18 protein-coding genes and 1 pseudogene are annotated in these 18,143 nt (G+C 55.2%); 5 read left to right on the top strand and 14 right to left on the bottom strand.

The window, feature by feature from the left end; genetic code table 11:
- Positions 1-58 precede the first annotated feature (58 nt).
- From ACY4LX_RS11795 to ACY4LX_RS11775, 5 genes are all read right to left on the bottom strand, one after another.
- Positions 59-409 carry a copper-binding protein gene (locus ACY4LX_RS11795; protein ID WP_463259979.1) on the bottom strand — a complete coding sequence of 117 codons (351 nt, stop codon included), beginning with the start codon at positions 407-409 and terminating at the stop codon, positions 59-61.
- Positions 406-3,564: an efflux RND transporter permease subunit gene (locus ACY4LX_RS11790; protein ID WP_463259978.1), complete on the bottom strand. Its 3,159-nt coding sequence runs from the start codon at positions 3,562-3,564 to the stop codon at positions 406-408. Before ACY4LX_RS11790 ends, ACY4LX_RS11795 begins: the two co-directional genes overlap by 4 nt.
- Positions 3,561-5,042 (bottom strand): efflux RND transporter periplasmic adaptor subunit, encoded by a 1,482-nt coding sequence (locus ACY4LX_RS11785; protein WP_101209367.1) that lies wholly within the window; start codon positions 5,040-5,042, stop codon positions 3,561-3,563. The genes ACY4LX_RS11790 and ACY4LX_RS11785 overlap by 4 nt, the downstream gene beginning before the upstream one ends.
- Positions 5,039-6,295 (bottom strand): TolC family protein, encoded by a 1,257-nt coding sequence (locus ACY4LX_RS11780; protein WP_463259977.1) that lies wholly within the window; start codon positions 6,293-6,295, stop codon positions 5,039-5,041. The genes ACY4LX_RS11785 and ACY4LX_RS11780 overlap by 4 nt, the downstream gene beginning before the upstream one ends.
- Positions 6,296-6,394: 99 nt before the next feature.
- On the bottom strand, positions 6,395-6,736 hold the full coding sequence (locus ACY4LX_RS11775; RefSeq protein ID WP_463259976.1) for a hypothetical protein: 342 nt from the start codon (positions 6,734-6,736) through the stop codon (positions 6,395-6,397).
- A gap of 573 nt (positions 6,737-7,309) precedes the next feature.
- Here ACY4LX_RS11775 and ACY4LX_RS11770 point away from each other — a divergent pair.
- Positions 7,310-7,447 (top strand): annotated as a pseudogene (locus ACY4LX_RS11770) (chromate resistance protein ChrB domain-containing protein); the annotation flags it as partial.
- Positions 7,448-7,455: 8 nt separating this feature from the next.
- On the opposite strand, the gene ACY4LX_RS11765 reads toward ACY4LX_RS11770, so the two are convergent.
- The 4 genes from ACY4LX_RS11765 to ACY4LX_RS11750 all read right to left on the bottom strand — a co-directional run bounded on the left by ACY4LX_RS11765 (position 7,456) and on the right by ACY4LX_RS11750 (position 11,222).
- Complete coding sequence (locus ACY4LX_RS11765; RefSeq protein ID WP_463259975.1) at positions 7,456-8,592, bottom strand: nickel/cobalt efflux protein RcnA; 1,137 nt, start codon at positions 8,590-8,592, stop codon at positions 7,456-7,458.
- Positions 8,593-8,599: 7 nt separating this feature from the next.
- On the bottom strand, positions 8,600-8,899 hold the full coding sequence (locus ACY4LX_RS11760) for a metal-sensing transcriptional repressor (RefSeq protein ID WP_101209371.1): 300 nt from the start codon (positions 8,897-8,899) through the stop codon (positions 8,600-8,602).
- Between the two features lie 254 nt (positions 8,900-9,153).
- Entirely contained in the window at positions 9,154-10,542 is a 1,389-nt protein-coding gene (locus ACY4LX_RS11755; protein WP_288111163.1) for a heavy metal sensor histidine kinase, read from the bottom strand.
- Positions 10,539-11,222 (bottom strand): heavy metal response regulator transcription factor, encoded by a 684-nt coding sequence (locus ACY4LX_RS11750; protein ID WP_463259974.1) that lies wholly within the window; start codon positions 11,220-11,222, stop codon positions 10,539-10,541. Before ACY4LX_RS11750 ends, ACY4LX_RS11755 begins: the two co-directional genes overlap by 4 nt.
- A 285-nt stretch (positions 11,223-11,507) precedes the next feature.
- Here ACY4LX_RS11750 and ACY4LX_RS11745 point away from each other — a divergent pair, with 285 nt between their 5' ends.
- Positions 11,508-11,960 (top strand): DUF411 domain-containing protein, encoded by a 453-nt coding sequence (locus ACY4LX_RS11745; RefSeq protein ID WP_463260583.1) that lies wholly within the window; start codon positions 11,508-11,510, stop codon positions 11,958-11,960.
- A 51-nt stretch (positions 11,961-12,011) separates the two neighbouring features.
- Here ACY4LX_RS11745 and copD read toward each other — a convergent pair whose 3' ends face one another.
- From copD to ACY4LX_RS11720, 5 genes are all read right to left on the bottom strand, one after another.
- Complete coding sequence (gene copD, locus ACY4LX_RS11740; RefSeq protein ID WP_463259973.1) at positions 12,012-12,947, bottom strand: copper homeostasis membrane protein CopD; 936 nt, start codon at positions 12,945-12,947, stop codon at positions 12,012-12,014.
- Positions 12,948-12,949: 2 nt separating this feature from the next.
- A complete protein-coding gene (gene copC, locus ACY4LX_RS11735; protein ID WP_463259972.1) occupies positions 12,950-13,333 on the bottom strand; it encodes a copper homeostasis periplasmic binding protein CopC in 384 nt (127 codons plus the stop codon).
- Between the two features lie 69 nt (positions 13,334-13,402).
- Positions 13,403-14,341: a copper resistance protein B gene (locus ACY4LX_RS11730; RefSeq protein WP_463259971.1), complete on the bottom strand. Its 939-nt coding sequence runs from the start codon at positions 14,339-14,341 to the stop codon at positions 13,403-13,405.
- An 11-nt stretch (positions 14,342-14,352) separates the two neighbouring features.
- Positions 14,353-16,209 carry a copper resistance system multicopper oxidase gene (locus ACY4LX_RS11725; protein WP_463259970.1) on the bottom strand — a complete coding sequence of 619 codons (1,857 nt, stop codon included), beginning with the start codon at positions 16,207-16,209 and terminating at the stop codon, positions 14,353-14,355.
- Positions 16,210-16,359: 150 nt separating this feature from the next.
- Positions 16,360-16,563: a co-regulatory protein PtrA N-terminal domain-containing protein gene (locus ACY4LX_RS11720; protein ID WP_463259969.1), complete on the bottom strand. Its 204-nt coding sequence runs from the start codon at positions 16,561-16,563 to the stop codon at positions 16,360-16,362.
- Positions 16,564-16,848: 285 nt separating this feature from the next.
- Here ACY4LX_RS11720 and ACY4LX_RS11715 point away from each other — a divergent pair, with 285 nt between their 5' ends.
- From ACY4LX_RS11715 to ACY4LX_RS11705, 3 genes are all read left to right on the top strand, one after another.
- Positions 16,849-17,244 carry a hypothetical protein gene (locus ACY4LX_RS11715; RefSeq protein WP_463259968.1) on the top strand — a complete coding sequence of 132 codons (396 nt, stop codon included), beginning with the start codon at positions 16,849-16,851 and terminating at the stop codon, positions 17,242-17,244.
- Between the two features lie 84 nt (positions 17,245-17,328).
- Positions 17,329-17,736 (top strand): hypothetical protein, encoded by a 408-nt coding sequence (locus tag ACY4LX_RS11710; RefSeq protein WP_463259967.1) that lies wholly within the window; start codon positions 17,329-17,331, stop codon positions 17,734-17,736.
- Between the two features lie 125 nt (positions 17,737-17,861).
- Positions 17,862-18,113: a DUF2933 domain-containing protein gene (locus tag ACY4LX_RS11705; protein ID WP_463259966.1), complete on the top strand. Its 252-nt coding sequence runs from the start codon at positions 17,862-17,864 to the stop codon at positions 18,111-18,113.
- Positions 18,114-18,143 lie beyond the last annotated feature (30 nt).

Here is an 18,143-nt window from a genome sequence, read left to right as displayed (position 1 = left end):
AATGATAGATTTCCAACCGGCACGACAGAGCGTGCCGGTGATTTTCATCGTTACATTCTTATTTTTTAATGGAAACAATTGCGGCTTTGCCGCCCTCTAGCCGAAAGGAAAACGTTACACGGTCTCCAGCCGTCAGCCCTGTCAGCTGATCTTCCGTCACTGAAAAGGCCATTGTCATTGGAGGCCACTGTACGGCTGGAACAGCTCCGTGGGAGATGGTCACCGTATGCTTCATAGTATCTATAGCCTTGATCGTTCCCTCGGCATTGGCAACTTGAGCCTGTTTTGAATCTTGTTCCATCTGCATGCCCTCCATACCGTCCATTTTCATGCCCGGCATGTCCTCCGCATGGACAGAAAGTGAAAGCGCAAATACGGTGCTTGCAACTGCAATCATGGTCAGTTTCATACGACTTTTCCTTGAGGCTTGATGGGTGCAACTGAGAGGTGCCGACGACGCATCAGACGATAGGCTGCCGGAATGACAAACAGGGAAAGCAAAGGTGCCGTGACCATACCGCCGACCATGGGCGCGGCAATGCGGCTCATCACTTCGCTACCAGTCCCGCTGCCTAACAAGATGGGTAATAGCCCAGCGATAATGACGGCCACTGTCATGGCCTTGGGCCGAACTCTCTGCACAGCTCCTTCACGAATCGCCGCAACCAGCCCGCGCTCAGTGTTGTCGCCGAGGTCTTCACGTTCGGCCCAGGCGTTCTTCAGGTAGAGCAGCATGATCACGCCAAATTCGGCAGAAACACCGGCCAGTGCGATAAAGCCGACCCCGGTTGCGACTGACAGGTTGAACCCCAACAGATAGAGGAACCATGCCCCGCCAGTCAGTGCGAATGGCAGAGTGGCCATGATCAGCAAGGCCTCATCGAAGCGGGCGAAAGTCAGGTAGAGCAGCACGAAAATGATCAACAGCGTGGCAGGTACCACCAGTTTGAGGCGTGCGTTGGCCCTTTCGAGAAACTCGAACTGTCCTGAGTAGCTCAGGCTCATGCCTGGCTGCAGCTTGACCTGTTCATTGACGACCCGACGCAGGTCGGCGACAACCGAGGCAATGTCCCGCCCCCGCACGTCGATATACACCCAGCCTGAAGGCCTTGCGTTTTCGCTCTTGAGCATCGGCGGCCCGTCGCTGACCTTGATCTTCGCCACCGTGCCAAGGGTGATTTGGCTGCCTAGAGGGGTGTAGATTGGCAACTGCTCCAGGGCGCCGAGCGAGTCACGCCACTCACGGGGGTAACGGACGTTGATCGGGAAGCGTGCAAGCCCTTCAATGGTCTCCCCGACGTTTTCGCCGCCGATAGCGCCGGCCACGATGGACTGCACATCGGCAATATTCAGTCCGTAACGGGCGGCGGCCTTGCGGTCGATATCCACGTCGATATAGCGGCCACCGGTCAGTCGCTCGGCCAGAGCCGAACTGACACCGGGCACATCCTTGGCCACGCGCTCGACCGCCTGAGTAGCGGCATCGATCTCCGTCAGGTTGGTGCCGGCGACCTTCACTCCAATGGGACTCTTGATACCCGTAGCGAGCATATCGATACGGTTACGAATAGGTGGTATCCAGATATTCGTCAGCCCCGGGACTCGTACCACTCGATCCAGTTCTTCCACCAACTTCTCCTGGGTCATGCCTGGACGCCATTGCTCATGTGGTTTGAACTGGATGGTGGTTTCGAACATTTCCAGCGGTGCCGGGTCGGTGGCGGTTTCGGCACGACCGGCTTTACCAAAGACGTGTTCGACTTCTGGTACGGTCTTGATCAAGCGGTCGGTCTGTTGCAGCAGTTGTGCCGCTTTCTGCGCCGACAGCCCTGGCAGAGCGGAAGGCATATAGAGCAGGTCGCCCTCGTCCAACGCGGGTAGAAACTCGCCACCCAAGCGCGACATTGGCCATAGCGCACTGACAAAAACCAATAGCGCCACCAGTAACGTGATCTTTGGTCGACGTAAGACCGCGTCCAGAGCGGGCTGATAAATCCGAATCAACCACCGGTTCAATGGGTTCTGTTGTTCACTGGGAATTCGACCTCGAATCCAATAGCCCATCAGCACTGGCACCAATGTCACTGACAACCCCGCCGCTGCGGCCATGGCATAGGTCTTGGTAAAAGCCAAAGGGCCGAACAGCCGTCCTTCCTGAGCTTCCAGGGTGAACACCGGAATGAACGACAGGGTGATGATCAACAAACAGAAGAACAGCGCGGGGCCTACCTCTACCGCCGCTTCGGTCATTACATGCCAATGACGTTCACCCTTCAGTTCTTCCCCCGGATTGGCCGCGTGCCATGCCTCAATCTTCTTGTGGGCGTTCTCGATCATCACCACGGCGGCATCGACCATGGCGCCAATGGCGATGGCAATTCCGCCCAAGGACATGATGTTGGCGTTGATGCCTTGGTAGCGCATGACGATGAAGGCAATCAACACACCAACAGGCAGGGAGATGATCGCCACCAGGGATGAGCGCAGGTGCCAGAGGAAGATTCCACAGACCAACGCGACGACAATGAACTCTTCGATCAGCTTGTGGCTGAGGTTTTCAACAGCGCGGTCGATCAGCTTGCTGCGGTCGTAGGTGGTAACGATTTCCACCCCGGACGGCAGACTGCTTTTCAGTTCGTCGAGTTTAGTCTTGACCGCCGCAATGGTCTCGCGAGCATTCTTGCCACTGCGCAAAATCACCACGCCACCGACGGTCTCGCCTTCGCCGTCAAGTTCGGTAATGCCCCGCCGCATTTCCGGCCCCAACTGGATCGTTGCGACATCGCCAAGGGTCACTGGTACACCACCCGCACCCAACTTAAGCGGGATCGCCCGGAAGTCATTGAGCGTCTTCAGATAGCCCGAAGCGCGCACGATGAACTCGGTCTCCGCCATCTCCAGCACGGCACCACCGGTTTCCTGATTGGCCTTACCGATGGCGTCGGTCACCTCAGCCTGAGTGATACCGAGGCTGGCCAATTTCAGCGGATCGAGCTGCACTTGGTACTGCTTGACCATGCCACCCACGGTGGCCACTTCCGCAACGTTCGGCAGGGTCTTGAGTTCAAACTTGAGGAACCAGTCCTGAAGTGCGCGAAGCTGCGCCAGATCATGTCCGCCACTGCGATCCACCAATGCGTACTGATAGATCCAACCCACGCCAGTCGCATCCGGCCCCAACGCCGGCTTCGCGCTGGCCGGCAACCGACTTTGTATTTGGCTCAGATACTCCAACACCCGCGAGCGAGCCCAGTACAAGTCAGTGCCATCTTCGAACAGCACATAAACGAAGCTGTCACCGAAGAAGGAATAGCCACGCACCGTCTTGACTCCCGGCACCGAGAGCATGGTGGTGGCCAACGGATAGGTCACCTGGTTCTCGACAATCTGCGGCGCTTGTCCCGGAAAAGGGCTGCGGATGATCACCTGAACATCCGAGAGATCTGGCAGCGCATCAATGGGCGTGCTTTGCACCGACCAGATGCCCCAAGCGGTGACAAACAGCGTCGCCAGTAGCACCAGGAATCGGTTCGCTACTGACCAACGAATCAGGGCAGCAATCATGGCTGGCTCCCCGATTTATCCAGGCGTTCAACACGCAAGCCATCGTCGGTCTGGCTCAACGCGATCCGAACCTTGTCACCCGCTTTCAGGCCCTGCATCAGAGCCGGGTTGGCGAGTGGAAACGTCATCGTCATGCCAGGCATGCCCAGCGTCTTGAAGGGGCCATGGGCAAGCGTGACTTCTTTGTCGTTGATCTCAACGATCTGCCCATCCGCCTCATGAAAACTGGAGGTTGCTGAGCTGGGCAGTGACTCTTCCTCCGAACTTGCAACGATTCCCTTGAGACTGGCCTCCGAGTCGAGCAGGAACTGGCCAGACGTAACCACCTTCTGGCCTTCTTCCAGACCTTTCACTATCGCCGTCTTGCCATCGCTTTCCTGCCCGAGATGCACTTCCACTGGACGGTAGTGGCCCGCGTCTTCGGCGAGCATCACCAAGGCACGTCGGCCAGTGCGGATGACGGCCTCGCTCGGCACCCACAACACACTTTGCCCGGTCGAGCGATTCAGGCGTACCTGCGCCGTCAAACCCGGTCTGAGGCGCCCATCCGGATTGGGTAGTTCCACCCGCACGCGAAGAGTGCGGCTGTCCGGGTTGGTCTCGGGTAAAATCGCGCTGACCTTGCCACTGAGCATTGTCCCAGGGAAGGCTGGCAGATGCGCTTCGACCGCCTGCCCCACGGTGATCGATCCGGCATCCGATTCTGGAACGGCCACGGCGAGCCAGACACTGCTTAAGCCATTGACGCGTGCCAGAGTATCGCCAGTAGCCACAGTCATACCCGCACGTACATTCAATTCTTGCAGCACACCACCAATAGGGCTGGTGAGAGTCAGGTAGGGCTGAACCTTACCGCCACGCTCTACCTGAGTAATCAGTGCTGCCGGCATCCCTGTGAGCCGCAGTCGCTGGCGGGCCGCAGCCAACAGGTCAGCATCCCCGCTGCGCGTCAGTGCAAGAAACTCTGACTGGGCAGCCGCCCATTCCGGCACCAGGATATCCGCCAACGCCGCGTTGGCTTTGAGCACATCACCGGGAGCGTGGGCATAAACCCGCTCCACAAAGCCCGTGGTGCGTGCCTGAATCACAGCGACATCACGTTCGTTGAATCCCAAGACACCTGTCACATCGAGGCTGGAGTCAAATATTCCACGGGTGACTGTTGCAAAACGCAGACCGAGATTCTGGGTCAGACTCGGATCGATACTGACGGTCGCACGATCCCCTGCGCCACCGGCGTACTTAGGAACCAGTTGCATGTCCATGAAGGGGGACTTACCCGGCTTATCGAATTTTTGCTGCGGGTACATGGGGTCATACCAATACAGAGCCTTGCGTTCGTCAGGTGAATCGAGGCTCTGCTCCTGGGCAGAACTGGATACCCCATTCATGCGCTGTTGAGCGAACCAGTAACCACCGGCAATACCGAACGCCAGCGAGATGCCTACCAACAATGCCCCGTTCCATTTAAGGTTCATTGGCTGGCCTCCCCATAAGCGAAATACAGACGCGCACTGGTCAGCGCTCGCTGCTCTTCCACATCAATCTGCTTGAGACGGGCCTCGATAAGCTCGCGTCGGGCGGCAACAACGGCGTTTAAATCGCCTTTGCCGGCACGGTAACTAGCCATGCTGAGTTCGACCTTTTCCTTGGCCAGCGGCAATAGGATTTCCTGGTTTCGGCGCACGGCACGATTTAGGCGCTCATAGTCAGCCAGTTCAGTTTCCAATTGCTGGGTGTGCTCACGAGACAGGGCTTCGCGCTCGGCCTCAAGCTGGTTGAGTTCAGCCTGCTTGGCTGCGATTTTGGGGTTTTGGCGCGAGTCAGGAAACAGCGGCAGATCCCATGAAAGTTGCACGCTGACCATGTCGCCGAATTGTCGGCCACGATGCTGATAATCGAGCTCCCAACTCCAGTCCGACTGCTTCTCCGCTTCTGCTTCACGAACCTTGGCTTGCGCTTCACGGGTCATCGGCGCAAACGCTGCCAACTCGGGATGGTGTTGCAGTTTATGGGCGTAGCTTGAGGTATCGACGGGCCATACAGGCAAGCTGCCCACAGGCTTGTCATTGGCGGCGGAGCCAATCCAGCGTTTGAGGGCCGCTCGGGCCTGGGCGCGCTCACGAATCAGGTCGTCCTGTTGCTCTGCCAGTTGGGCTGCTTCTTGTTTGGGTGTCACCGCTTCAGCAGGTTGAACGCGGCCACCGGCAATTTGAGCCCGGACGGTATCGGTTAGGAGACGATTTTCTTTGTAGAAATCCTGGAACAGTGCATCTTTGCGCTCAACCGAGTAGCTACTAATCCAGGCCAATGCCGTGGCCTGGCGTACCTTCAGACGTTCGACCCTACGCTCCGCAGCAGCGCGATCAACGGCAGCGTCGGCGACCTCGATGCGCGCTTTGCGCTTGTCGCTATTGGGCATCTCCTGCCTGACCCCGACCATTTGCATGGTCATGAAGTCCTGGTCGATGCTCCAGCGATCCGGGCCGCCAATGGGGTAGTTCTGCACACCCACCAATAACTTGGGGTCAGGTAATTCGCCGGCTGGAATAGCCGCGCTGCTGGCAGCCTGAATTTTGGCATCTTGTGCGTTCAGTGACGGCGAATTGTTTTCGGCTAGCCGCAACGCTTCATCGAATGTTAAGGCGGCAGCGAGGCTCGGCAATGCCAGCATGCTTGCCGTCAGGCCGGCCACGAGAGACCAACCTGTGCAATAGCACCTAGAGTTCATGTTTGCGATTCCTGTGATCATCCGCTGCACACGAAAAAAGACATGCGCGCAGCTAGTCCATCCCGCTAATGCGGAATGAGGCTCAATGTGGGACAGGAATCAAACGCGAGGCGGTCGCCAAACCCCGGACGATGTCTTTACAGGCAAGGAATCGCTGAAGAATGAAATTACTTCGGGGCTGAATACGGATACAGGAGGCTTTAAGATCGAGACTTGCAGCATGCCGCCCGACTTGCATTCCTGGCCCGGCTTACAAGGTTTGCCGTGCTCGGAAGGGCTTTTCATATCGTTGCAGCAGTCCATCCCCATATCGTCCATCATCGCCATGCCCATCGTCTTCATTGGGCACGGTTCTGTTGGTGCCTGAATGCCCGCCATCCCGCTGAGGGGAAGCGCAAAGCTGATCATGAAGATGAGGCAAAACCGCAGATAGCGTTTCATGGTCTGGAGTCTAGTCGCTGAGAATGGCTCTTACAATTGGAAGCGGTCGGCCCAATAGGCCTGCCAAAGGCGATAAAGCACATCCTAAGTTAAGCCAACATTACCGACGCGAAATAAAGTTTCTGACATGCAGTTTCTAGATCTGCAGTGGTTAAAAACCGATCAAGGCATCACTCAAGCCAATCCAGCCGAGACGTATTACTTCGTCTGCACAGCTGCGTGGCTGGGTTATCTCAGTTGCCATTGCATGAGGATAATACTCACAGCCAAACCGAGTGTAAGGATCCCGATTCCAAGCGAAACTCCGATAAGCAGAGGACGTTTCCACAAGGCTCTAATCTCCGGTTTTCGATTACTCAACGAATATTGAGTACAAGCATGAGAGCAATTACCAAGCCAGTTGGTAGGTCACCACGACTTTGCGATGAAATGGCCACTTCAGGACGGTAGATTCATATTGCTTCACGGAGCATTCCCCAAAAGTGGGGTGACCTTCCTTACATATGGTGCTTAGTTCCCGAGAGTGGTGCAGGCATTGGGGCTATGACTGATTTCATCCATTAGCTGTCCTTCGCGGTTTTGCGCGATGGTGCCTATCTGTTGCCTGACTCCAATGTCTGTCGTGAAGCCCTGGCGTCCGTCGAACGCGACATCTTTTCCATCAATGGCACTGCTTACATCCTCCCGGTGGTCGATCCGCAGGGCACTCGGACATCGCCTTATGCGTTCAGGCCGATCCAGCCATGGAACCCTACGTACAGACCAACACCAATGATCAACACGCTGGATAGGTACGGCGCACGACGAGCAACGGTGCCAAGCCATGGCCAGCGGTTAGATGCCTGCTTAGCGCCAATGGCCGCAGCAGCACCCACAGTCACCAAGGTGAGCGCCAATCCGATGCTGAAGCACAGGACGAGCATGCCTCCCAGCGCGACTTCTTTAACCTGAAGGCAGAGCAGCAGGACAGTGATTGCGGCAGGGCAAGGAATCAGACCGCCCGTCAGACCGAACATGACGATCTGACCCGTGGTCACCTCGCGGTTGGTGAAGCGTTTACGGATATCATTGGCATGTGCACGTTCGTGCGCATCCTGATAGCCATCAATCGACAACTCCAGGCCTTCCAGTTCGGAATGCGTGTGCCCGTGATCATGCTCTAGGTATTCCAGGTCATAATCATGGGAATGACCCGCATGGCCCAGACTCAAGCGGGCACTGAACTCATGAGGCTCCGGGATATCGACTGCCGACTCCAGGAAGCCTTCGCGCTCGACGAAAGAGAACGATTGAGTGCTGCCGTCCGGACGAGTAGTCATCAGGCGAACATCTGAGGCTGTCCAGGCGTGTCCGGTCAATGTCTTCAGGCGCCAATGCGGTGACACGCCTTCTTCGAAGATCGACAGCTCAACACGGCCATGGCCAGTATCGATTCGGTGGGTCTCATCATGATGACCATGGTCATGCTCGTCGTGGTGATGATCATCACCTTGCTCGAACTTGAACATCTGCTCACCGCGCCAGGTACGCCACAGCATCCACAGCGCAATCACGATGATCAGTGCAGAGGACGCAAGCTGGAAGTACGGCTCAGTGGTTTGAGCATCCAGTCCTTTGCCCAGGTACATGCCGCCGATGGCGACCAACCACACCACAGCGGTGTGCGACAGCGTCGCGGCCAAGCCCAACAAAACGGCTTGTTTTACCGAACCACGAATGGCCACGATGAAGGCCGCCATCATGGTTTTTGAATGGCCCGGTTCCAGGCCATGCAAGGCGCCGAGCAGAATAGCGCTCGGGAAATACAGCCAGGCGTGAGCCCCGCCTTGTTGTAGCAGTTCAGCGAAGTTGGGCATTTCAGACCTAGAGGTACTTGGTGATTTGTTTGAACGCTTCCAGCGGTGCGCGCTCGCCATTACCTAACGCCGAAACGGTGTCCTCAAGGCAGTGATCGATGTGATCCTGGATGAGCGTGCGCTTCGCCTGGCAGACCGCTTTTTCGACAGCGTGCAACTGCTGAGCAATGTCCACGCATTCACGACCCTCTTCGATCATGGTGATGATGCCGCGTAAATGGCCATCAGCCCGCTTGAGGCGCTTGATGATCGCCTCGTGACTTTGGTGGGTGTGCGGATGGCTATGTTGGTGTTCTTGCTCACTCATGACTTGAGCCTCGGGCCCCAAAGAATTACGCTGGCATCCTATCCCCCCCAGGGGGATAGGTCAAACGTAACAAAACCCTATAAAACAAGTTGAAACCCGAACGCCATGTTCAGCAGAACGCTGACAACGACGGTGGTACTCACGCTTGTTCTCGCCATATTTGTGGCCTGGGCCAGGCATACCTATATCTTGTCAGTGACGTCGAAACAGCCAGCATGGGAGATTGCGCAAGGCATACAAGCGATCTCTTGCTTTCACTCGTGATCAGCAGGCCACGCGGGTAAGCGGATTACAAAGGTCGTATGACCTTCTCTGGAGACACATCCGACGGTGCCGTCATGGGCGTCAACCAGTGATTTGACGATTGCCAACCCTAACCCCGCATGGTTCGTAGCGCTCTCTCTCCGTGCGGGATCGACTCGGTAAAAACGGTCAAACAGCCGGGGCAGATGCTCTACCGCTATCTCCTCGCCGGGGTTTTCCACTGACAAGCTGATCATGTCGCCAAGGGGCTCGATTTTCACGGAAATCGTACAGTCAGGTGGGGTATACCTGAGCGCATTGGACAGCAAATTTGAGATCGTCCGATCCAGCATCGTCCTGTCACCATTCACCGCGCCGTGCCCGACTACCTGCAGCTTTACCCCTGTGTCGTCTGCCAGAAGCTGGTAATACTCGAACAATTTTTCGACGACCGAACACAACTCGATTTTCTCTTTGGCAGGTAGAACCAGGCCGTTGTCCGACTTTGCTAAGAAAAGCATGCCGTCAATAATGCTGGAAAGCCGGTTCAGATCCTCCAGGTTGGAATAGAGATTCTCTTCATAATCCTCTGGTGCACGTTTCTTTGTGAGGATGACTTCGGTATGTGTGCGCAGATTGCTGATAGGGGTACGCAGCTCGTGCGCGATATCGGCTGAAAAGTTAGACAACCGAGCAAATGACTCTTCAAGGCGAGCCAGCATAGCGTTGAACGAAGTGACAAGGAGCTCAAGCTCGCGAGGCACAGAATCCATCGGAATACGCTCCTTCAGCGATCCGGCTGACATCGAGGCCGCGACTTTCGTTACTTGTGCGACCGGCTTCAGCCCGCTGAGCGCGACCAACCATCCTAAACCTGCGCTGACCAAGGCGCTAATCGCCAGCCCGATCACTAACCACCAGCGCAGAGTCTCAACGAAATGCATATGACTTGTGATGTCTAGACTCAGCCACGCGGTCATTGGCTCAGCTTCATTCGCCAAATGAACTTGGGCTTTCATGCCTCGGAACATATGGCTTCCAGCTGTCCACTCCCACATATCTTCCCTTGAGTCACCAGAGGAGGAAGAAGGATGTCCAACTGCATTTGAAGTCGCGAAGAACGTCTTCCCGCCCATCGCGATAATTGAGGCTGAGAGTTCCTGGTGAGCACCAAGGAGTGCTTGTAGTTGCAACACAACTTCAGAAGGGTCTGCGGAGCCAGCTTCGCCATCCATTATTTGCCGAATGGATTCGAGCTTTTCCGTCATCGCTTGACGGTCGATGGCCTTAAAATGATGCTGACTGAACCCATCAAAGGTAAAGCCTGCTACTACCAACACGGCCACCACGGCACAGACAAACATCATGCTTAAACGGAGGGTAAGAGATGCGCGCTTCATTCTGTATCCGGAGCATCTAGCATGTACCCCATTCCCCTCGCGGTCTGAATCATCTTGGTGTCGAAATCGTCATCGATTTTGGCCCGGAGCCGACGAATCGCGACTTCGATCACGTTGGTATCACTGTCGAAGTTCATGTCCCAAACCTGCGATGCGATCAGTGATTTCGGCAAGACTTCTCCCCGACGGCGCATCAGCAGCTCTAGCAGCGAAAATTCCTTGGCGGTAAGGTCAATGCGTCGACCTGAGCGCGAGGCCCGTCGCTTTAGAAGATCGACCTCCAGATCCCCGATCTTAATAGATGTCTGGTTGGGTACGGCGGCGCCACGGCGAAGCAAGCTTCTGACGCGGGCAAGCAATTCAGAAAATGCGAAGGGTTTGACTAGATAATCGTCCGCACCTAACTCCAAGCCTTTCACCCGGTCATCAACTCCGTCCCTGGCAGTCAGAAACAGCACAGGAACCGAGCTCCCGGCTGTGCGGACAGATAGAATGACCTCCCAGCCATCCAGGCCCGGCATCATTACGTCCAGGATTAGAAGATCGTAGGCCTCATTTAGCGCCTGGTGTAACGCCTCTGTTCCCGTCACAACCCGGTCGACACTGAAGCCAGCTTCCAAGAGGCCTTGCTGTAGGTACATTCCGATTTTGGGTTCGTCTTCTGCAACCAAGAGTTTCATGCTTGGGCTCCGGTTTTGCGGTGTTCTAGTGTGCTACCAATCTGACGACTGTGCGGAAGCTTACGCAAATGTAATTGCCCCAACAGCAAACAAAAAGCACGCAGTCACGACAGGCTCGGGGGCAATTCAGCGGGGGCAGCGAAGACGCGGCTTACAAAAATGTAATCGGGAACCTGAGTTTTTTGCGCTTACCCTACCTTGCTGGCGGTGCGGAAGCGCTACTCGTGGCGCACGACCAAGGGCATGCAGAGCAACCGCACAATGACACGTGACGAGGTGCATGGAATGTTCAAACGAAAGCTATCGCTTGCTGTGGGATTGATGATTTGTGGGGTTGTGCAGGCAGCTGAGCCACTCACAATTGATGTACATCGTGATGCGAACTGCGGGTGCTGCAAGGAGTGGGTCAAGCACCTTGAATTGAATGGATTCAAGGTGGTCGACCACGTGGAACGTAATATGAGCGCTATCAAGCAGAACCTGGGCGTGCCACAGGAACTCGCTTCATGCCATACGGCTGTAATTGACGGCAAATTTGTAGAGGGTCATATTCCAGCCGATGAAATCAAGAGGCTGAATGGTCGTTCAGACCTCGCAGGAATTGCAGTGCCAGGCATGCCCGTGGACGCAGGTTCTCCTGGTATGGACTACGGCCAGAATCATCAACCTTACCAAGTCCTGGGGCTCACCAAGGCAGGTGCGCAAGAAGTGGTCGCTGACTATACCATCAGCCAATAGTCGTTGCCCAGATTTGAGCGCCCTTGGGGCCGTTCGGATCTATCTCCAGGATCACCCTTGAGCCATCTCGATTGAGGGGCTCAATGTTCCCAGCCACGCCACCAAGCAAACGATGACAACAGCACAGGTCGATTCGATCACCACACTTTTTCTCAAAGCAGTTGCCGCTAGAGAAAAATCACCGGCCACCACAGATCGCTCTAGTGAAGGGCTCAGGTAGAAACGATTGAGGGTAGCTAGCCCGATCATGCCCACGAAAAGTAGGATCTTCACGAGTAGGAGGACGCCATAGGTGCTGGTTACGACTTCAATTACTGTCGGCCCGACAATGAAGAGATAATTAGCGACGCCAGTAACTATGATCGTACCAACAATGAATGCGCCCGCTGTTTCGAATCCCCTGAGCGCTCGCGTTAGCACTCGTACCAGTTGCTCCGAATTAGCCCCCCTAATACTCAGCATCAGACCAAACGCCGCGAGAGCTCCGATCCATCCGCCAGCGGCAAGTAGGTGCAGAATATCAGCGGCAAAGTGCCAGAATCGCAGGGCGCCTTCATCCATCGCCCCGTGACCTGTCCATGGGATTGTCGCTAAGGCAATGCTGCCCGCAATGGTAGCGACCCAGAGACTGCCCGTCGGCCATCGCCTGTTCTGGCTTCCAGCAAAAATCACCACTGCTAGCGAGATCATGCGTGTCACCCAGCTGCAGCCCACCTCAGTCTCGTACAGCATCATTTCCATGTGAGGTCGCAGCTCCGCCCAGTCGGATGCGCCGCTCATATTTTTTGTCATAACTACAAAAGCTGCTATGGACAAAAGCATACCTACAACAGCGGTGCCAGGTAGTAGCGACCCAAAATGCAACAGCGTTCCCGATACACGCTCTTTTCCCCGAAAGCTGTATAGCCCAAAGACGGCAAGACCGAAGAGGAGCATCAGATCCAAATACAGCGCGAGGCGCAGCGCCACGTTAATTGGGTCGCTCATACTTATTTCACTTTGAAGGTGACGCTGCCAGTAATCGGATGGGTATCGGACGAAACCGCTCGCCATTCCACTTTGTAGGTACCAGTTGTGAGAGGAGAGGTCGGGGTCAAGACCATGGTTTTAGGGTCGTTACTGCCGGCCACGCTGGCTTTCACACCCATAGGAGAGTTTGGCATGCCGGGCATGTCGGTCATAATCAACTTGGCTCCGGAAAACTGGGTAACCAGGTTTTCAGAAAAGTGCAGCTCAATCTTCGCGGGGGCTGGGCCGTTCCCGCCTTCAGCTGGAGTTGAAGACACCAGCTTAGGGTGAGCCTGGGCAACTGCACTGAGCAGGAGGCTGGATGAAAGAGCGACGGCCACAACACAGGATTTAAATACAGACATGCAAGGCTCCTCACAGCGCGTAGCTGTTGTAATGAGGTTAAGTAATTATTTGGTGCCGCTTACTGGGATTTAGAACCAAACCCGGACGCCAAGCACTAGACGTGCTTCGCTGCGGTCTTCGCCTTCCTCGCTGGCATAGTCAGCGGTTTTTCCATAAGAGCGATTCCAAGTCACACCTACGTAAGGTGCGAACTCTGGACGGATTTCGTACCGAAGCCGCAAACCCATCTCACTCTCGGACAGCCCCGAACCCACTCCACGTTTGGGATCGTTTTTGCCATAGAAATTAAATTCTGCCGTTGGCTGCAAAATCAGCTTATTGGTTAGAAGAATGTCGTAGTCACCTTCCAGCCGCGCTGCGGTCTGGCCGCCTTCACCCAAATAAGCAGTAGCCTGGGCCTCGAAATTGTAGAGCGCCAAGCCCTGGATACCGAAAGCCGCCCACGTTTGAGGGTCGCCTGGTTTGAAGTCTTGACGAACGCCGCCGACTAGATCCCACCAAGGGCTGATGGCGTGTCCCCATAAAGCTTGAACCTCAGCTTTTTCAGTCTTCCCGTTAGTGCGCTCGCCTTCGGAACGCAACCAAAGACGATCAACATCTCCTCCTATCCAGCCTTGGGCTTCCCAGTTCAGCGCGCTTCCATCGTCGGCGTCCTGCCACTCCAATTTCTCAAATATAAAAAGTGAGTTGAGGGCTGTGTCATGAACCGCGTGACCACCTGGGGACTTATAGACTGCGGCTCTGTCGGCATCGGTTAGCGGCGGTATCGGAGTCCGGCTTTGGGTTTGTGGTTGCTTGGCGGGCTGCATACCCTCCATTTTGCTGTGATCCATGCCCTGCATCTGGCTGTGATCCATACCTTCCATGTTGCCGTGATCCATACCCTGCATCTGCCCGTCTTCGGCACCCTGGCTTGTTTCGGCGGCTGCCGGCAAGACAAAACCAACGGTTAGAGCGACAGTAAATACAGCTGAGTGCATGCGAGTCCCGCAAAAATAATTGCTCATAAGTCGACTCCTTATTCCTCTACACGCACTTCGCGGAACATCCCCATTTCCATGTGGTATAGGAGATGGCAATGATAGGCCCAGCGTCCCAGCGCATCGGCTGTCACTCGGTAGCTGCGCTTTGACCCTGGCGGCATATCAATGGTGTGTTTGCGGACAAGGAATTGCCCGTTTTCATCCTCAAGGTCGCTCCACATGCCATGCAAGTGGATGGGATGAGTCATCATTGTGTCGTTGACGAGAACGATCCGGACTCGCTCGCCATACTTCAGTTTTAACGGCTCGGCGTCTGAAAACTTCACGCCGTTGAAAGACCAGGAAAATTTCTCCATATGGCCGGTCAAGTGCAGTTCGATAGTTCGACTTGGCTCACGGCCATCTGGATCCTCAAACGTGCTCTTTAGGTCAGAGTACGTCAGCACCTTTCGACCATTCTCGCGAAGGCCCATCCCAGGATCATCAAGCTTTGGCGACGTCGACATTGCCTGCATGTCGACGAGAGGATTGTTGGATTCTGTGGCTGGGTGCGACTGCATTTCTCCCATACCACTCATGCCGCCCATGGACGTTTTGCTGTGATCCATTCCCGCCATGTTGTCCATGCTGGACATGCCTTGCATAGCGTCATGGTTCATACCTTCCACGGCACCGCCGTCCATGCCTGACATGCCCTCCATTGAGCTGTCCCCCATGCCGGCCATCTTGCTGTGATCCATTCCAGCCATATCGCCCATCGCGCCATGATCCATACCGGCCATACCCATGTCGGCCATGGTGACGAGAGGACGAGGGTCAAGCTCAGGTACTGGAGCGGTCAAGCAAGACCGGACGGCCAAGGTGCCTCTGGCGTACCCCGACCTATCCATCGACTGCGCAAACAGTGTGTAGACGTCCTGAGTTGGTTCGACAATTACATCGAAGGTCTCGGCAGTGGCGATTCTGAACTCGTCTACGCTCACCGGCTTAACATACTGGCCATCGGCAGCCACAACAGTCATCTTCAAACCCGGAATACGGACATCAAAGTAGCTCATGGCTGAGCCATTGATGAACCTCAACCTAAGCTTTTCGCCAGGTTTGAAGGTGCCCGTCCAGTTGGAGTTGGGCGCGTGGCCGTTCATCAAGTAGGTGTACGTCGCGCCACTGACGTCTGCAATGTCAGTGGGATTCATCTTCATTTCGGCCCACATCTTGCGGTCAGCGACGGTGGCTGACCAACCTTTGTCAGCTACGTCATGGATAAAATCACTGACTGTGCGCTTGTGGGTGTTGTAGTAATCAGACTGTTTCTTCAGTGTTTTCATCAGCGAAGCCGGCTCTTCGTCCGTCCAATCGGTAAGCATCACCACAAGGTCGCGGTCATACTCAAAAGGCTCCGGCTCTTTGGCATCGATGACCAGTGGGCCGTATACACCTACCTGTTCTTGGAAACCGGAGTGACTGTGATACCAGTACGTTCCGTTTTGCTTGACCTTGAATTGATAGACATATGTGCCGTTAGGCTCGATCCCATGGAAGCTAAGGCCCGGCACACCGTCCATATTCGCGGGGAGGATAATCCCGTGCCAGTGGATTGATGTCATATCCTTGAGGCGGTTCTTGACCCGCAAGGTCACGGTATCGCCCTCCCGCCAACGCAGCTGAGGCCCCGGAATCCCGCCATTGATTGTCATGGCAGTCCGGGCATTCCCAGTGATATTTACCGGTGTCTCTCCAATAAAGAGGTCGAACTCTGTACCTGACAGGACATTAGTCTCGCCCAAGCTACGGGCCGCCCAAATAGGGGTATGCCAGAGGCCTAAGCCACCGAGAATCCCGCCTGCGGTGAGACCCTTCACAAAGGTGCGCCGAGAAGTTTTGGAATGCATACCGATTCATGTCCCGTCAGTCGGATGTCAGGTGCACGAACGTTGGCGTGTTCCCGAGGGTTCACGCTTTGGACAGCTAGTGCGCTTCATACATTGGAAGATGCCATAAGCCAGCAAACGGGGTGATTACATTTGCGTAAGCTGGGCGGCTCAGCATTGATGCTTCTGCTCTTCAGCCGTGGGCTTTTCCTGTGCAATATCCTCTTGCGCTTGTGGGACGGGTTTGGTGGTGGCCATTGCCATCTCGCGAGCTCGTTCCATGCGCTCAACCGAACGGTCGCCGCCACCTTCGGCAAAGGCCAGGGACGATATAGCCAAACTGAGTGTAAGAATCACAACGTTGGTAGCTTTCATAGTGCATCTCCTTCAAGGAATTGACTCTCGATGAAACCAGAGAGTTTGAGCGTCAGCTCGATGAGGATGATGAGGGGACGCACCTGTCAGCACGCTTAGCCGGTGATTACACTTTTGACAGCACGCGGAGAAACTCAACATCTGAAAGATCGACGGGCGTCATAAAATTTGACCGCACCACAGAACCGACAGCCGGATGCATAAATTGATGTAGATCAACCGTGGCACTTCAATGTGGCGTATGTTGAAAAATCAAAATCCGCTAATCAGTACCGGAGATTCTCCATGTTCTGGTTTCGCCATCGTCAACCAACGTTCATACGCCTCGCCATCGTGCTGTGGGTGTTAGCGTTTGGCCTGGCAGCGACCCAGGGATGTCTGGCACAGCCCAGCCACAATCCGGCTACAACTCATGTCTCGCTGATCACCGCGCAAGATCACGATAGCCACGACGCCCATGCCCTCGGTTGCCTTCAGCACTGCGCCGATGCGGCAATAGCTGTAAGTCCTTCGCTCCATCTTCATATATTTGACCTGTTCAGTTGGACGTTTCTACTCCTTATCCCAGCGTTGCTGATTTTGTATCCCGCCAATCCCTCCGCTTTTGCCTTTCTTGCATTACGGCGCCCTGTACCGGCCAGACCTCCTGCCCGCCTGATTTTCGTCCGTTTCAACGATTAATCCGACCTTCGGCGCACTGTCTGACTGCGTCAACCTGGCGCGGCTTGGTATTACCTGAGTTGTCCTGACCCTTTGGAGATTGCCATGCATGCCACATTGAAATTTATCCTCGCCACCCTGCTCGTGAGCAGCCCACTTATCGCCTCGGCAGTCGATGAGCATCACCCGGAGGGGCAGACTGCGCCCGCCAAGACAAGCGAAGCAGCTACGCCGATGCAAAACAATGTCATGACCGAGCAAATGCAAAAAATGCAGGCTGCACACGACAAGGCAGCCGCCGCCAAGACCCCTGCCGAGCGACACGCCGCCATGCAGGAGAGCATGAAGACGATGAAGGACAGCATGGCCATGATGCATAAGAACTGTCATGGCAAGGGCATGGGCATGGGCATGGACGGCAACAAAGACAGCATGGAGATGGGAATGATGAACATGATGATGAAAATGATGGATCAGCAATCGAGCATGATGAACATGCCGATGAGCAAGTGACGCGCACAAGCCTGTAGGCAATGCAGCGACGGTTTTACCTTAACCAATATGCCAAGGGTAAAACTGCCGCCCGTTACACCTATACGACGTATCACTAAACAGCACTCCCTCAGGAGTACAAAACCATGATGAATTCATCACATTCCGCTAACACCTCTGCAACATTTTGGAGGAGTAAACCCGGTATAGCGCTGGGCATGCTGCTGGTGATCGTGCTGTTCTATCTAGCAAGAGAACACTACGGCCATATGCTGGGCTTACTGCCTTACATGATTTTGCTGTTGTGCCCGCTGATGCATTTTTTCGGGCACCACCACGGTGGTCACAATCATCACGGCGAAACCTCAGTCTCAACCAAGGATGCGAACAGGAGTTAGCTCATGCACACCCCTGAGGTTCGTCAAAAG

It is taken from the genome of Pseudomonas sp. Emmai (assembly GCF_055179735.1).
Note: the sequence above shows the minus strand (reverse complement) of the source record. Positions and strands in the feature narration are given on the sequence as shown.

Bases quoted from the DNA above. Each gene is read 5' to 3' on its own strand.
- ACY4LX_RS11795 (WP_463259979.1), bottom strand. From the start codon at position 409: ATGAAACTGACCATGATTGCAGTTGCAAGCACCGTATTTGCGCTTTCA.
- ACY4LX_RS11790 (WP_463259978.1), bottom strand. From the start codon at position 3,564: ATGATTGCTGCCCTGATTCGTTGGTCAGTAGCGAACCGATTCCTGGTG.
- ACY4LX_RS11785 (WP_101209367.1), bottom strand. From the start codon at position 5,042: ATGAACCTTAAATGGAACGGGGCATTGTTGGTAGGCATCTCGCTGGCG.
- ACY4LX_RS11780 (WP_463259977.1), bottom strand. From the start codon at position 6,295: ATGAACTCTAGGTGCTATTGCACAGGTTGGTCTCTCGTGGCCGGCCTG.
- ACY4LX_RS11775 (WP_463259976.1), bottom strand. From the start codon at position 6,736: ATGAAACGCTATCTGCGGTTTTGCCTCATCTTCATGATCAGCTTTGCG.
- ACY4LX_RS11765 (WP_463259975.1), bottom strand. From the start codon at position 8,592: ATGCCCAACTTCGCTGAACTGCTACAACAAGGCGGGGCTCACGCCTGG.
- ACY4LX_RS11760 (WP_101209371.1), bottom strand. From the start codon at position 8,899: ATGAGTGAGCAAGAACACCAACATAGCCATCCGCACACCCACCAAAGT.
- ACY4LX_RS11755 (WP_288111163.1), bottom strand. From the start codon at position 10,542: ATGAAGCGCGCATCTCTTACCCTCCGTTTAAGCATGATGTTTGTCTGT.
- ACY4LX_RS11750 (WP_463259974.1), bottom strand. From the start codon at position 11,222: ATGAAACTCTTGGTTGCAGAAGACGAACCCAAAATCGGAATGTACCTA.
- ACY4LX_RS11745 (WP_463260583.1), top strand. From the start codon at position 11,508: ATGTTCAAACGAAAGCTATCGCTTGCTGTGGGATTGATGATTTGTGGG.
- copD (WP_463259973.1), bottom strand. From the start codon at position 12,947: ATGAGCGACCCAATTAACGTGGCGCTGCGCCTCGCGCTGTATTTGGAT.
- copC (WP_463259972.1), bottom strand. From the start codon at position 13,333: ATGTCTGTATTTAAATCCTGTGTTGTGGCCGTCGCTCTTTCATCCAGC.
- ACY4LX_RS11730 (WP_463259971.1), bottom strand. From the start codon at position 14,341: ATGAGCAATTATTTTTGCGGGACTCGCATGCACTCAGCTGTATTTACT.
- ACY4LX_RS11725 (WP_463259970.1), bottom strand. From the start codon at position 16,209: ATGCATTCCAAAACTTCTCGGCGCACCTTTGTGAAGGGTCTCACCGCA.
- ACY4LX_RS11720 (WP_463259969.1), bottom strand. From the start codon at position 16,563: ATGAAAGCTACCAACGTTGTGATTCTTACACTCAGTTTGGCTATATCG.
- ACY4LX_RS11715 (WP_463259968.1), top strand. From the start codon at position 16,849: ATGTTCTGGTTTCGCCATCGTCAACCAACGTTCATACGCCTCGCCATC.
- ACY4LX_RS11710 (WP_463259967.1), top strand. From the start codon at position 17,329: ATGCATGCCACATTGAAATTTATCCTCGCCACCCTGCTCGTGAGCAGC.
- ACY4LX_RS11705 (WP_463259966.1), top strand. From the start codon at position 17,862: ATGATGAATTCATCACATTCCGCTAACACCTCTGCAACATTTTGGAGG.